Below are 15,019 nucleotides of genomic sequence, written 5' to 3' on the forward strand. Positions count from 1 at the left end.
TCAGCAAAGATTAGGATTTTACCTGTTTTCGATACACACTTGGGCGTACAGGTCGGCTACTTTTCCAGAGTCCTTTTTTCTGTTTTTTGGCTTTGTTTTGCAAGTCCAGCATATAGCGTAAATGGTTTTTATCTTTAATATAATCTTCGTAGACCCATGCTGCGCCGCGTTTCACGATTTCTTCATTGATATTTTTACGATAGCGGTAAACGACGCCGACGCAGCGACCATAACGGTCAATATCTGTAATTTTCACGCGAACTATTTTGTTTTTCACCATGCTTTTAACTAGACGCTGTGACTCTTTGCCATAGCTTTGGCTGGATTCTGGCGCATCCACATAGGCAAAACGTAGTCTGGTTTCAGAACGTCTAATATTGAAACGGTAGCAGGTGAGGGTATCCCCATCGCTAACCGCCTTAACACGACACCAGTATTTCTGTCCTTTTTTAAAGGGACGAAATATATCCTTGAGGTAAATGGTGAGTTTGTGCAGCAAATAATAGGAAAAGCATAAGGCAAATAAACCCAGCACAATTTGCCAGGTGGGAGAAAGAGGCAACAAGCTAAAATCCAGATCATCAAAAAAAGCTGCAGAAGAACAACAGCAAGCAGATGCATGATTGTAGAGGAAAGCCCCAAGCACTAGAGTTCAAAAGCTAAACAGTCAGTGTTTCATTTTGTATTTATAAATAGCCTAAGAGATTTAGGTTGAGCCTGACATTTCAGGCTACAATACCAACCATTAGAATAGCCTAAGCAAAATTAATATCCACTTAAAATAGCCTAAGTAAAAATGTTATTAATTTCGCTTCGCAAAAATTGATGTCTTTTATTTTCCTGTAAATCTTTGTGCCAATACATTCCCATATTAATCTTAGGCAGTTGCACAGGCACTTCAAAAAAATTCAGAATTTTGGCTATCTGTAAATGCTCTAAGATATTGCGTGGCATAGTCAACATCGCTTGGGGATATTGCTCCAAAATTTGCAACGCAGTTGAATAATGCTGACAGCGTAAAAAAATTTGTCTTGAAAGCTGCTTACGGCTCAAATACAGATCTTCAATTAGGATACCTGTACGGCGAGATGATACGCCTATATGTGGGGAGGAAAGATAGGATTGTTCTGAAATTTTATTTTGCTGCGTACAGACGACAAATTCATCTTGTACTAAGGGTTCAAACTGAATTTTATCTCCCAGTTTTTGCTCAAGATCCATGACAAAATCGACCTGCTGCGCTGCCAGGTCAGCACTGATATTTTTACGATCCAGTTTGATGCTACTAAACTGAATATCCAGATTCATTTTCTGAAAATGTGCCACCAACTTTGGAAAAATCATTGGTTCAATTTCATCATGTACGGCAATTTTTAAACTTTGCACCATATTTGGTTGAAATTGTTGATGCTGAATAGAAATACTTTGAATCGTCATCAGGGCATTTTTAATGGCGGGATAAATCTGTTCAGCAAACGGCGTGGGTTGCATTTTTGCACCAAAACGTACGAACAGATCATCCTGCAACTGATTTCTGAGCCGCTGCAAAGCGTGACTGGCAGCAGATTGGGTGATACATAATCGCTGTGCTGCTTTAGAAATACTGTTCTGTTCAAAAATAGCGACAAAAAGTGGATATAAATTGATATCTATACGATAGAAAACACTCATATCCATCAGTGTTTTATTATGAATGCTATGCATGATGAGCTATGGATTAAAATCATTTTATTCATAATAGTTTTTAAGTTAAGGTCTTGTAAAGCAGAATACAAAATATCCAGAGGGAAATAGCCATGTTTGAGTTATCCACACGCGCACAAGACTATGTTGAACGGACTAAAAAATTTATTAAAGATGAAATCGACGCTGTTGAAGCCGATTTTTGGCAGCAAGTGCATGAGTTAAATCAAGGCAGTGACTGGACCAAATGGCAATGGCCGACTGAACTGGAAACTTTAAAAGCCAAAGCCAAAGCAGCAGGGCTGTGGAATATGTTTCTGCCATGTCCTGAACTGGGCCAAGGTTTATCAGTCAATGAATATGCTCATATTGCCGAGCTTTCGGGCCGTAGCCTGATTGCACCGACCGTATTTAACTGTAATGCGCCAGACAGCGGCAATATGGAAGTCCTCTGGCGTTATGGCTCTGAAGAACAGAAACAGCAATGGCTTCTGCCATTACTTGAAGGCAAAATCCGTTCTGTATTTTGTATGACTGAACCGGCGGTGGCTTCTAGTGACGCGACCAATATGCAAGCAACGGCGGTCATCGAAGGTGATGAAATTGTTCTGAATGGCCGTAAATGGTGGTCATCAGGTCTGGGCGATCCCAATGCCAAAGTCATTATTTTTATGGCACATACGCCAGATGAAAGCAAAGACCGTCATCATCAGCATTCCATGGTTCTGGTTCCTGTCGATACGGCGGGTGTGAAAATCGAAAGAATGTTACCGGTATTTGGCGACTATGATGCACCGCATGGTCATGGTGAAGTCAGTTTTGAAAATGTCCGCGTTCCAGTTGCCAGTTTTATTGGTGGTGCCGGTCAAGGCTTTGAAATTGCTCAAGGTCGTCTCGGGCCAGGCCGTATTCACCACTGTATGCGTTGTATCGGCGCTGCGGAAAAATCTTTGGAGCTGATGATTGACCGCGGTATGAACCGGACTGCCTTTGGTAAAGAAATTTTAAAACTGGGAGGCAATCTGGAACGTGTTGCTGAAGCACGGGTCGCGATTGATCAGGCACGTCTTTTAACCTTGTATGCAGCCTATAAAATGGATACTTTAGGGAATATGGCGGCTTTGACTGAAATCTCGGCCATTAAAGTGGTTGCGCCAAGTGTATTAGAAAAAGTAGTGGACATGGCCATACAAATTCACGGTGGTGCTGGTGTCTCCCGTGATACGCCACTCACCGGATTCTTTGCTCAGGCACGTGCCCTACGTTTGGCGGATGGACCAGATGAAGTGCATAAAGGTATGATCGCAAAACTGGAACTGGCTAAACGCGGTTACAGTACACGCCATAAAAAATAAGCTTAAACACGATATAAAGTTTGAAGACATTTGAAAAAGAATTGAAGGAAAAATTATGGCAGTTATTGATGTCGGTGGATCGGTTCGTGCAGGTGAGGAACTGGATGTTCAGGCTGTAGGAAACTGGCTGATTGGGCAGGGCGTTCAACTTGAAGGCCCGGTCGAAGTTACTCAATATTCGGGTGGCGCATCGAACTGGACCTATCGTCTGAAATATGACAATGCCGATTTAATCCTGCGTCGTCCACCCAAAGGTACCAAAGCCAAATCTGCCCACGACATGGCCCGTGAATTTAAGGTTCAGTATGCACTTTCCGAGTTTTATCCGGTATTACCAGAGATGGTGGCACTTTGTCAGGATGAATCCGTGATTGGCTGCGACTTCTATGTGATGAAACGCATTGAAGGCATTATTCCACGCGCCAATTTACCCAGAGAGCTGAATTTTAATGAAGCTCAGGTACGTGAACTGTGTATTAACGTCATTGATAAGCTGATTGAGTTGCATCAGGTGCCTTATGTGGGTACTGAACTGGAGAAATTAGGCAAAGGCGAGGGCTATTGTCATCGTCAGGTAGACGGTTGGGATGCACGTTATACCAAAGTCAAGACCTTGAATGTGCCATCTTTCAGATATGTCCGTCAGTGGCTTAAAGACAATACCCCAGCGGATGCTAAAACCTGTCTGATTCACAATGACTGGCGTTTTGATAATGTCATTTTAGATCCAAACGATCCGACTCAAGTCATTGGCGTTCTGGATTGGGAAATGGCGACACTCGGTGATCCATTGATGGATCTGGGTTCAGCTTTGGCTTACTGGGTTGAAGATACGGATAATGCAATTTTTAAAGCCACACGTCGTCAACCCACCAACTTAAAAGGCATGTTTAGCCGTAAAGAAGTGGTGGATTATTATCTGGAAAAAACCGGATTAACCCCTGAAAACTGGACCTTCTATGAAGTCTTTGGAATTTTCCGTTTAGCGGTGATCGCGCAGCAAATTTATTATCGCTATTATCATAAACAGACCAATAATCCAGCATTTAAGGATTTCTGGATTGTGATTCATGCCTTGCATATTCGTGCCTTAAAACTGATTGGCCGCCAGAAAATTGAGGCCAATGATATTGCACAGAAATATATGACCAAATTTAAGGAGTTCATGCCGAAATGACGACGATTTATTTAATCCGCCATGGACAGGCGTCTTTCGGTGCAGAAAGCTATGACAAACTTTCTCCAAATGGTGAATTACAAGCCAAATTATTGGGCCGCTATTTTGATGAAATTTTAAAAGAAGCACCTTATGTGGTGGCAGGCTCCATGCAGCGTCATCAACAAACGGCGCAATTGGCCTTGGCTGAATGTTTTCCTGAAAGTGAGCCAGTTACAGATTCAGCTTGGAACGAATTTAATCATCAACAAGTCTTTGCTCAATATGAGCCACGCTTTAATCAGCCAGAACTGCTGAAAGAAGATGTATCGCAGCATGCCAATCCACGCGCCTATTTAAGTAAAATTTTTGAAGGTGCAATTGAGCGCTGGACTGGCGGTGACTATCACCATGAATATGAAGAATCCTGGCCAGATTTCAAACATCGGGTGGAAACGGCATTGCAGCATTTGTGTGATGATCTGGCTGAAAAGAAACCGCGCTATGCTGTAGTGTTTACGTCGGGCGGAGTCATTTCGGTTGCTGCGGGCAAAATTCTCGGTTTGTCTCCGAATAAAACTTTTGCTTTAAACTGGGCAATTACCAATACCAGCATGACCACGCTACGTCTGGTAGGCAACCAACCCCAGCTATTAAGCCTAAATGAACATCATTATATTAAAGCGCAACGTCCGGATTTATTGACCTGGATTTAAATCTATATTGCAAATCTGATTGCTTAGAAAAATAAAGGAATAAGGTAAAACACATGGCAAAAACAATTTTAATTACTGGTGCAAGTTCAGGAATTGGTGCAGGTATGGCACGCGAATTTGCTCAGAAAGGCTATAACCTGGCCATCTGCGCGCGTCGCCTGGATCGTTTGGAAATACTTAAACAAGAGTTGGAGAGTCAATACGGCATTCAAGTAATTGCTAAAACTTTAGATGTCACTAATTATGATCAGGTCTTTGACGTATTTCGTGCTTTTAAACAAGATTTTGGCACGATTGACCGAGTGATTGTCAATGCCGGAGTCGGTGAAGGCCGTCGTATTGGCAAGGGCAACTTTGCCATTAATAAGGCCACAGTTGAAACCAATTTCATTTCGGCCTTGGCACAATGTGAAGCAGCAGTAGAGATTTTCCGGGCGCAAAATTCAGGCCATCTGGTCATGATTTCTTCAATGAGTGCCATGCGCGGTATGCCTAAACATTTAACCGCTTATGGTGCAAGTAAGGCAGGTGTTGCACATCTGGCCGAAGGGATTCGTGCCGAACTGATTGATACACCAATCAAAGTCACCACAATTTTCCCGGGCTATATTCGTACCGAACTTAATGAAGGCGCCAAGAAACTGCCATTTGAAGTGGATGAAAAAACCGGATCGCGTTTACTTGCTGCTGAAATTGAAAAAGCGCCAGTAAAGGCTTATGTGCCAAAATGGCCATGGCTGCCATTGGGTCTGGCGATGAAAATATTGCCGCTGAAATTGGTGAATAAATTAGGCTAAGATTTAAAATCTAAAAGCTCCATAAGGGGCTTTTTACTTTTCTAGAACTTCAGAAATTTTTTTGCTGGTAATTTCACTTGAAAAAATTGCTTTGCAAAGTCAACGCTAATGCTGACGTTATCAAAGTTACAGATAAAAATGTGCCAAATACATGCACTATCCTGTGTAAAGAAAACAAAGCTCGTTAATTCGATTAATCAGGATCAGGTAGTTTGATAAGCTTTTAATAATGAAATATTTATTATTTCAAGGCAAACCAAGTTTAATTAATATAGAGATAAATTTCTGTTAAAAAACAGATTTTTTAGAGACTGAATCTCATAAAAAATTACGCATGACCTCCCTGTATTTTTATTCATCTTAGAAAAAGTGCCAAAATTGTCCAAAACTTGGACATACTCGCTCGGACAGTCAAAAGATCACTTCTCTTTTTTTTAATTTCCTTTAATGTGCAACTGTCCAGAAATTAAAGGTTCTCTATATGTCTACATCTTCAGAGATGACAGACCAGCAGCGTATCTCCAAAGTTAGAACTGTGGTGACACAGGCAGGTGAAGATTTACGTAACCGTTATCCAATATTGAAACATCAAAATTTTATTGGTGCCAGTATTCTCGGTTTTGCCTGGATCGGTATGGTTTTATGCGCATTGGCCTATGCCTATGGCTATCTTTCTGTATGGCTGACGATTCCTTTAATTGCAATTTTTGCTTCACTGACGCATGAATTAGAGCATGACTTAATTCATTATATGTATTTCAAAAAAACGCCCTGGGCACATCACTTGATGCTGGCTTTGGTGTGGTTGGCGCGTCCAAATACCATTAGTCCGTGGGCACGTCGTCGTTTACACCTGCATCATCATAAATATTCTGGAACTGAACATGATCTGGAAGAACGTGGAATCAGTAATGGTATGCCGTGGGGAATTCGCCGGATTTTGATCATCAGTGATCAATTGATGTCGGTTTATCTGCGTCCTTTCCAGATGTTTAAAATGATCCATCTTTTTCTGGAAAAACAGCCTGAAAAAGAACGTAAAATTGCCATGATTTCCCAGCTATTGGGCTTTGTGCCATTAAGCATTCTTTATTATGGCTTGTTCTATTTATTTGTCGTGTTCCATGTTTCAAATGCAATCGTGCCTTTATTTGGCTATGAGATGCGCTGGTCGCAAGTCGTAATCGAAGCAATGCCAATCATTAATTTTATTGCAGTCATCTGGCTGATTCCCAATTTTATCCGTTCATTTAGCCTGCAATTTGTCAGCTCGAATATGCATTATTATGGCGATATTGATCCGAGGGATGTCATCAAGCAAACACAAGTACTGACGCCTTGGTGGATGATGCCATTTCAGTTGTTCTGCTGCAACTTTGGGGCCACGCATGCGATTCATCACTTTGTCGTTAAAGAGCCTTTTTATATTCGTCAAATGACCTCGAAAACGGCGCATAAAGTGATGAAAGAAGTGGGCGTACGTTTTAATGACCTAGGCACATTTAAACGTTTAAACCGCTGGAATGATATTCAAACAAAATAAAACTGAATTAAAAAAATCCTGCAAATGCAGGATTTTTTTATCTATTCTTTGGAATTTGCAAAGAAGTGCAGCAAAGCATCTTGTAATATCATCTGCCAAATTGCATAGGAATGTGCGCCTTCATAAACCTGATATCTGACCTCATGCCCTTTGGATTTTAAAGCTTGTGCCACGATGGGTGACGTTTCCAGAATACTTAAGTCATTGTTGGTACGCGAGGATTCATAACGATTCGCTGAAATATGAAAATACTGTTGAGGCTGATTCTTTAAGTTATGAATCAATTGATTCATACCATTGATTTTTGAGTGTGGTTCAGGTGACCACCAGAACGAGCCGGATAAAGGCACAGCATGACTAATGTGCTGCGGATTTTCCAAGGCAAGATAAGCTGCACTCAGCCCTCCCAAACTGGAACCGAGAAGAACTGTTTTTTGCTTATCACGTACAATTTTCTGATCGAGCCAAGGCAAAAATTCCTGATTAAAAAAACCTGAAAATCTCGGGTTTGGTGTCAGCTCTTTAGGACGAAGTTCACTATTCGGTGCATGTAAAAAAACCGCTTGAATCGGTGGAAGTTTGCCTTGTTCCACCAGAATATCCAGCACTTTTGGCACATCAAGCAAATGGGCATATTCATTTCCATCAAAGAAAATAGCCGTGATATAAGATTGTTGTGCAGTTTTTTTAGATTGATAGATTTCAACGCGACGTTGATTTTTTAAAAACTGGCTGGATAGCTGATAACGTTTTAGTTCAGGCTGCGGATGATCTGGATAGCGTTTAGGATCGATAAAGGGAGGGGCTTGATCCAGGGCGATAATATTTTCATTCCTCAGTTTAGAGGCAGTATTTTCTTTAAGCCAGCGTTTTGGATTCAATGGATCAAGTTGTAATACCTGCAATACAGCACGGCGCTGCGCCCGGGGTTCTTTGAGTTCTGGGTTTAAATGTGCACAGTAATTCGATAGATAACCCTCCAGATTTGGTAAATCCACTGCAAAACTATAACTGCCGATATAGCGACGGTTCACAATATTTTCCTTAAACCAGATCTCGGTATCGGGCAGGCGAGTCAACCATTCATGATCATTACTCGGGCCACCGACCAGACGCACATTATGTTTGGCTGCTTTCCATAAAAAAATCAGTCGAACATGATCCTGATCAAGTGGCTCAATAATCGGTGTAGTTTGATTTTGCACTTTTTCCCAGAATTGTTGGATTAATCCGGCTCGGTTTTCAGGATACTGCTTTAATTGCTGCTGTAAACTTTTTAACAGGTCGCTTTCGGGTTGAACTGCTTCACACGCTGCAGCATAAGGTGCTTGCTCCATTGAGGAAGGTGAATCTGCCAAACTATGTAATGATAGTGCGCTTAGTAAGAGTGTGCTTAAGTATAAGTATTTCAAATCATCCCCTGTTAGTTTAAAAAAGTAATGATAATTATTATCAATTATAAACACAGATTTGTCTTTCAATTATTTTTATATATTTATTCAATTATTTACATGATGTTTTATCAAAATTCATAGCATGACAGGTTACAATAAAGTTCTAATTCATTGTTTTATATTTAAAGTATAGATTTATGTGGCTGAAAATATCGACTCTTGCATTAATTCCAGCATTGGTAATTCAGGGCAATCGCGTCAAAAAAAACACTGTGCAACTCCCAGAACCGGAGGGTGAACGTGAAGGAACGTGCGGTCAAGGCCAGCCGCTTTCTATACTGATTGTCGGCGATTCTGCGGCTGCCGGCGTTGGGGTAGAGCATCAGGATGATGCATTGCTGGGCGCCATTTTAAAAGATTTGCAGCATAACTTTAAAATTCAATGGAAATTGCATGCAAAAACAGGGGATAGCACAGCTAAAGTGATTCGTGCCATAGAACAACTGGAGACAGAACATTTTGATGTGGTCATTAGCTCAGTTGGTGTAAATGATGTAACCAAGCTCATGCCGGCTGATATCTGGATTCAAAAACAGAAAAAACTATATGCTATGATTCAGCAAAAATTCAGTCCTGAATTGGTCATTGCAGCAGGTGTGCCACCCATGAATATGTTCCCGGCATTACCAAATCCTTTGGCCTGGTTATTTGGACAATATGCCAAAAAAATGAATCAGCAACTGGCGAAATTCGTAGCAAGCCAAGACAGCATGCAATGGATTGAATATGATATTGAAAAATATCGTGCCATGAATTTAGAAATGGCTGCAGATGGTTTTCATCCGAGTAAGGAAGTTTATACACTTTGGGGACAAGAAGTGGCTAGCAAGATTCGGCAGACACTCTAAAATAGTTGAAAGTTCTCAATTTAAGGAATTCTATGTCTGATATTGAAACGCATCCATTACCGCCTTTTTTACCGCCAAATGCCAAATTACTGATGTTGGGTAGTTTTCCACCACCAGCAACTCGCTGGAAAATGAATTTTTATTATCCAAATTATCAAAACGATATGTGGCGGATTTTTGGTTTAATTTTCTTTCAAAATAAAGATTACTTTCTGGATATTGAGAATAAAAAATTTCAGGAATCATTGATCCGTGAATTTCTATTGGAGACTGGAATTGCGATTTTTGATAGTGCCTCTCAGATCAGACGGCTGACGGGCAATGCTTCAGATAAGTTTCTGGAAATTGTGGTACCGACCAATTTAAAGGATTTATTGCTACAGATCCCAGAATGTACCTACATTATGACCACCGGTGATAAAGCCACCGATACCATGATGCTGTCTATGCCTGAAGATGCAGAAAAGCCCAAAATTGGAGAGCCGACGCAAACCAACCTGGAAGGACGCGAACTGCATTTATATCGAATGCCATCTTCATCTCGAGCTTATCCTCTGGCTTTAGATAGAAAAGCTGAAGCTTATCGACAACTCTTTTTAGATGTTGGACTGGTCTAGCGGATGACAGGAGAAAATTAATGAAATCGAAGCTCACTCTGATTTTTTCTTAGTTAAACTTAGAATATGTAAGAATTTTTAAAACAAGAGGTTGTTCTGAATTTTGGTGATTATATTGCTATTTTCTCATTATTTTTATAATGAACAGGCTGACATGATTTAAGCAGAGTCTTATTGCTGGATGCTATACTCGGCATTCATTGGTTTAAGAACATTCACACATAAAAAAGGGTGAATGTGGTCACCCTATATTTATTTCAATGCTAAATCACTGCTCAATCCTGATATTCCACATAGTCCCACAGGTTTAAACGGGTTTTAATTTCCTGACGGATCTCTGGCAACATCGGCAATAACGTCCCATCAATCCATAAACTGAGCGCCTGTGCAGAGAGCAATTGCTGTTGTTCATCGACTAGTTGTGCGCCTTTTAAGATCACGCAGGTTTCTTCAAGCGCTTCAGTTTCGACACCTTTGAATAATACCTGTAAATCATGACCGCTATCGTGAATCAACCACTCTAACTCGAGCTGTATATTTTCACTGGATTTTAGAACAACTTGACCCTGAATAATATCGGATTCAGACAGACAATCATGTTCTACCCGAATTTTGGCCAAATACCATTCTTGCTGAGATAAATCATGGAGAGTTTTTACAGGCGTCAGAATATCACTGAATTTAAACTGACGGCTTAAATCAAAAAATTGCATGGGAGTAGAGGGCGAAAAAATCGCAAAATATTGGAAAAGTTGAATTTTAAAGCAAGGCTAATCGCCTGTAAAACCCTTTAAGCGATGATAGCACCAGATGACTTGACGCTACCATGCCCGGAAAATAGATTCTGTACGTTGTGTAATACCAAAGTCATTACAATGTCATTACATTAGCCATTCCCCGGGGAATTTTGTCACCAGATTCATCATAAAACGCTGAAATTTTGTGGTTTCAGGGTCATGTACATGCTGAATAGTACGGCCATCTTTTTGATGTTCTAACCAGATTATTTCATCTTTTTCATTTAGTTTGAGCTGATAGGCCACGCGCGGTAAAAATTGATTCATCGCATTAGAGATTTCCTTTTGAAAATCTTCCGATTTAACCACCAAACCGACTTCGGTGTTCAGATAAGCTGAACGCGGATCAAAATTAAATGAACCCACAAACACCATACCATCCAGATCAAAAAATTTGGCATGTAGACTCGAACTGTTTTTATTTTTGGCCGGGATGATGTCACCAGTCATAATTTCATACCAAGTCCGTTCTGGCCGGACTATATACGGTTTAAACTCCCAGAGTTCGATGCCATTTTTCAAGAGCTGCTGACGATATTGCTGATAATAAGCATGTACCACAGCTACATCATTGGCCTGAAAAGAATTGGTCAGGATTCTAATTTTGACACCCTGTTGTGCACGCATACTTAAATAATCTGTGCCTTTTTGTGTGGGAATAAAATACGAGGAGACCAGTTCCAGATGATTTTTCGGCTCGCCCATCAGTTCAAGCATATGGGTGTAAATATAATCGCCATTTTTTGCATGAGGACGTGCTTTTGCGGGTGTATCCGCGACAAAATAAGCCTGTGCCCAGTAAATGGGTTGTTTCTTTAAGTGCTCTGCAACTTGTTTTTCGGCAATGCCTACTCGGCGTTTTAATTCAGTTTCATCCACTTCTTCGCGCGCAAAATCAGCTCTTAGCCTTTTTAACATTTCCGGATGACCTGAATCATTCAGAATCTGCCGAACATCATAACTCAGCTTATCATTCCAGAAATTGATGAAGGTCTGATTGGCATTTTCTACGGGTTGACCTGCAAAGAAAATATCGACATCGGTAAACTGGAAATTTTCGCTGGCATCAAAGTATTCACTGCTGATATTACGGCCACCAGTGACAGCTGCGGTACCGTCTGCAATGATCAGTTTATTGTGCATGCGATGATTGATCTGTTTCATTCTAAAGCCATAATCCAGCGCACGTAAATGACGGAATTTATAAGGATTAAAAATCCGCACTTCAAAGTTTGGGTGTTGGCTTAAGGCCAGCAGTTTATCATCAAGCTGGGTGCCATTTTGGTCATCAATCTGCACTCGCACCTTGACACCGCGATCTGCGGCTTTTAACAGCTGGGCCAGCATTATGTTGCCGATAAAATCATCCTTCCAGATGTAATATTGCAGATCCAGATGATATTGGGCTTTATTGATCAGGTGCAAACGTGCGGCCATACTCATAAAACCATCATAGAGTGGTAAAAAAGCAGTTTTTCCTTCATTCATCTGCTGTTTTGAAATTTGATTATCAATCCAGTGCGCAGGTCGAACCGGCGTGATTTCTGCTTGTTCAGCAGTATTTGCAGCCAGTTCGCAGCCAGAAAGAATCATGCTCAAAGTTAAAATGTTCAAACAAACAAAAGGTGAAGGGTTAGTCATTGATGTTCCATTAATTATAGGATTTTTTATTCCTTATCTTCTGATGTTAATAGTTGAATCTCCGAATAGAAAGAGGTTACTGTTAGTCATCTGTAAATCAGCAAAAAAGGATAGTTTTACATGAAATCACGTGCAGCGGTTGCGTTTGGTCCAGGTCAGCCCTTAAAGATCGTGGAAGTAGATGTTGCTCCACCCAAAGCAGGTGAAGTATTGGTAAAAATTAGCCATACCGGAGTGTGTCATACCGATGCATTCACGTTGTCTGGTGAAGATCCTGAAGGCGTATTTCCGGCGATTTTAGGCCATGAAGGCGCAGGTGTGGTGGTCGAAGTTGGTGAAGGTGTCACCAGTCTGAAACCGGGCGATCACGTAATTCCGCTTTATACTGCTGAATGTGGCGAATGCTTGTTCTGTCAATCTGGCAAAACCAACTTGTGTGTGGCTGTGCGTGCAACTCAAGGTAAGGGTGTCATGCCGGATGGAACCACACGTTTTTCTTATAATGGTGAGCCGATTTATCATTATATGGGCTGCTCAACCTTTTCTGAATATACCGTGGTTGCTGAAGTTTCCCTGGCAAAAATCAATCCTGAAGCCAATCATGAGCATGTCTGCCTGCTCGGCTGTGGCGTAACCACTGGTATTGGTGCGGTGCATAACACGGCCAAAGTCCAAGAAGGCGACAGTGTTGCAGTATTCGGTTTAGGTGGTATCGGTCTGGCTGTGGTACAAGGTGCACGTCAGGCCAAAGCAGGTCGTATTATTGTGGTAGACACCAATCCGGATAAGTTTGAACTGGCAAAACAGTTTGGTGCCACAGATTTCTTAAATCCAAAAGAATTTGATCAGCCAATCCAGCAGGTAATTGTAGAAATGACGGGTTGGGGCGTAGACCATTCATTTGAATGTATCGGTAATGTTGATGTAATGCGTTCAGCGCTTGAATGTGCGCACCGTGGCTGGGGTCAGTCGGTGATTATTGGAGTCGCTGGAGCAGGTAAAGAAATTTCCACCCGTCCATTCCAGTTAGTCACAGGCCGTAAATGGATGGGGACTGCATTCGGTGGAGTGAAGGGTCGTTCACAATTACCAAGCATGGTAGAACAATCCATGAAAGGTGAAATTCAACTTGAACCTTTTGTGACGCATACCATGCCGCTTGAACAGATCAATGATGCTTTTGACCTGATGCATGAAGGCAAATCAATTCGTACCGTTATTCATTTTGAATAAGTGAGCGTTTGATTTTGAAAAGACTGGTTTAATACCGGTCTTTTTTATGTGCGTTTCACTTAATTCAGGATACATTAGTGCATGAAAGCCTGACAGAGAATCACTGAACTAACACAAAGCTGCTAATGTCATTACATTCGAGATGCTTATATTAAATAGAGCGTATCAAAATACGTGATTAAACCATTTTAAAGAATAAGGATAAGCGCTATGTCGAATGATAATTTTGATCGTGATGTAATAAAAAACTCTCCTAAAGATGTGCGTGATGATTTAAATGCCGATCCAATTACCGGTGAACCGGGCGCACACCCTGTTGGTACAGGTGTAGGCGCTGCAGGTGGCGCAGCAGCAGGTGTAGCCATTGGTGCAGCAGGTGGCCCTGTAGGTGCAGCTGTGGGTGGGGTTGTTGGTGCAGTGGTCGGCGGTCTGGCAGGTAAGGGTGTCGGCGAAGCGATGAACCCAACAGAAGAACAAGCTTATTGGCGTGATAATTCCATTAATACACCATACTATTCAGAGGCTCGTACCACCTATAGCGATCTGGATTATGACCGTGATTATGATACGGCGTATCGGGTCGGTTATGAAAACCGCGGCAGCTATGATGCCAATACCCGTTTTGAAGATGTTGAACCTGAGCTTAGAGTAAAATGGGAACAGATGAAGGGCCAATCGCGTTTAAACTGGGAACAGGCGAAATATGCGGTACGTGATGCCTGGAATCGCGTTACACACTAATTTTTAATCTGTGTATTGAATTTGATTGGCAAGACCTATATTAAATTTACAGGTTTTGCCAATTTTATCGATATTCAACACTATTCAGTAAATTGATAAATAAAAGTAGAAAAGTTAATAAATATTTTTTTATATTTAATGCTTGTCAAATGCGCAGAGACCGCGTATTTTAATTTTAGATTCACATTTTATGAAAGACATAACATGTTAAAGCAACCTATCATTTCAAACGCATATTTTTATTTCTGGCAGTTTAGATAATTGCCTGAATGCGTTTGGGCAATGAACAGGTTGCCCACCAGTTTATACCTGATCGGCAACCCTGATCAGGTTTTTTTATGCTTATCATTTTTACAAAACTTTGGAGACAGCCATGACAAACTTTAACTATTCATATTTTAACAACTTTTATTGGTCTTACTTTAGTCAGCTCATGAC

14 protein-coding genes are annotated in these 15,019 nt (G+C 41.1%); 9 read left to right on the forward strand and 5 right to left on the reverse strand.

What is annotated here, in order from left to right:
• Positions 1 to 10: 10 nt before the first annotated feature.
• Both FTV29_RS09250 and FTV29_RS09255 read right to left on the reverse strand, forming a co-directional pair.
• The gene (locus tag FTV29_RS09250) at positions 11 to 565 is read right to left on the reverse strand and encodes a thermonuclease family protein (RefSeq protein ID WP_005170726.1); all 555 of its coding nucleotides are present in this window, start codon (positions 563 to 565) and stop codon (positions 11 to 13) included.
• 221 nt (positions 566 to 786) lie between these two features.
• On the reverse strand, positions 787 to 1,704 hold the full coding sequence (locus FTV29_RS09255; RefSeq protein WP_180075405.1) for a LysR family transcriptional regulator: 918 nt from the start codon (positions 1,702 to 1,704) through the stop codon (positions 787 to 789).
• A 92-nt stretch (positions 1,705 to 1,796) separates the two neighbouring features.
• Between FTV29_RS09255 and FTV29_RS09260 the strand changes: the two genes are divergently transcribed.
• The 5 genes from FTV29_RS09260 (at position 1,797) to FTV29_RS09280 (ending at position 7,250) form a co-directional block, all read left to right on the forward strand.
• Entirely contained in the window at positions 1,797 to 3,038 is a 1,242-nt protein-coding gene (locus tag FTV29_RS09260; protein WP_180075406.1) for an acyl-CoA dehydrogenase family protein, read from the forward strand.
• A 55-nt stretch (positions 3,039 to 3,093) separates the two neighbouring features.
• Positions 3,094 to 4,215, forward strand: a complete 1,122-nt coding sequence (locus tag FTV29_RS09265; protein WP_180075407.1) for a phosphotransferase family protein — start codon at positions 3,094 to 3,096, stop codon at positions 4,213 to 4,215.
• Positions 4,212 to 4,910 (forward strand): histidine phosphatase family protein, encoded by a 699-nt coding sequence (locus tag FTV29_RS09270; RefSeq protein WP_005097015.1) that lies wholly within the window; start codon positions 4,212 to 4,214, stop codon positions 4,908 to 4,910. Before FTV29_RS09265 ends, FTV29_RS09270 begins: the two co-directional genes overlap by 4 nt.
• Before the next feature lie 53 nt (positions 4,911 to 4,963).
• On the forward strand, positions 4,964 to 5,707 hold the full coding sequence (locus FTV29_RS09275) for an SDR family oxidoreductase (protein ID WP_005097014.1): 744 nt from the start codon (positions 4,964 to 4,966) through the stop codon (positions 5,705 to 5,707).
• A 481-nt stretch (positions 5,708 to 6,188) separates the two neighbouring features.
• Positions 6,189 to 7,250 carry a fatty acid desaturase gene (locus tag FTV29_RS09280; protein ID WP_074382733.1) on the forward strand — a complete coding sequence of 354 codons (1,062 nt, stop codon included), beginning with the start codon at positions 6,189 to 6,191 and terminating at the stop codon, positions 7,248 to 7,250.
• Between the two features lie 41 nt (positions 7,251 to 7,291).
• Here the strand turns inward: FTV29_RS09280 and FTV29_RS09285 are convergent, their stop codons facing one another.
• Complete coding sequence (locus FTV29_RS09285) at positions 7,292 to 8,662, reverse strand: alpha/beta hydrolase-fold protein (protein ID WP_257224498.1); 1,371 nt, start codon at positions 8,660 to 8,662, stop codon at positions 7,292 to 7,294.
• Between the two features lie 179 nt (positions 8,663 to 8,841).
• On the opposite strand from FTV29_RS09285, the gene FTV29_RS09290 reads away from it, so the two are divergent.
• Positions 8,842 to 9,552: an SGNH/GDSL hydrolase family protein gene (locus tag FTV29_RS09290; protein ID WP_005097011.1), complete on the forward strand. Its 711-nt coding sequence runs from the start codon at positions 8,842 to 8,844 to the stop codon at positions 9,550 to 9,552.
• Between the two features lie 32 nt (positions 9,553 to 9,584).
• A complete protein-coding gene (locus tag FTV29_RS09295; RefSeq protein ID WP_005170739.1) occupies positions 9,585 to 10,169 on the forward strand; it encodes a uracil-DNA glycosylase family protein in 585 nt (194 codons plus the stop codon).
• 275 nt (positions 10,170 to 10,444) lie between these two features.
• Here the strand turns inward: FTV29_RS09295 and FTV29_RS09300 are convergent, their stop codons facing one another.
• Complete coding sequence (locus FTV29_RS09300; RefSeq protein WP_005170745.1) at positions 10,445 to 10,882, reverse strand: hypothetical protein; 438 nt, start codon at positions 10,880 to 10,882, stop codon at positions 10,445 to 10,447.
• A gap of 168 nt (positions 10,883 to 11,050) precedes the next feature.
• Positions 11,051 to 12,607, reverse strand: coding sequence for a phospholipase D family protein (locus FTV29_RS09305; RefSeq protein ID WP_100328581.1), 1,557 nt, complete (start codon positions 12,605 to 12,607; stop codon positions 11,051 to 11,053).
• A gap of 120 nt (positions 12,608 to 12,727) precedes the next feature.
• Here FTV29_RS09305 and FTV29_RS09310 point away from each other — a divergent pair, with 120 nt between their 5' ends.
• A complete protein-coding gene (locus tag FTV29_RS09310; RefSeq protein ID WP_005170751.1) occupies positions 12,728 to 13,840 on the forward strand; it encodes an S-(hydroxymethyl)glutathione dehydrogenase/class III alcohol dehydrogenase in 1,113 nt (370 codons plus the stop codon).
• Positions 13,841 to 14,050: 210 nt separating this feature from the next.
• Positions 14,051 to 14,581 carry a hypothetical protein gene (locus tag FTV29_RS09315; protein ID WP_005097004.1) on the forward strand — a complete coding sequence of 177 codons (531 nt, stop codon included), beginning with the start codon at positions 14,051 to 14,053 and terminating at the stop codon, positions 14,579 to 14,581.
• Positions 14,582 to 15,019 lie beyond the last annotated feature (438 nt).

Origin of the sequence: Acinetobacter sp. YH12254, assembly GCF_013417415.1 — a bacterium.
Lineage (GTDB): Bacteria > Pseudomonadota > Gammaproteobacteria > Pseudomonadales > Moraxellaceae > Acinetobacter > Acinetobacter pseudolwoffii.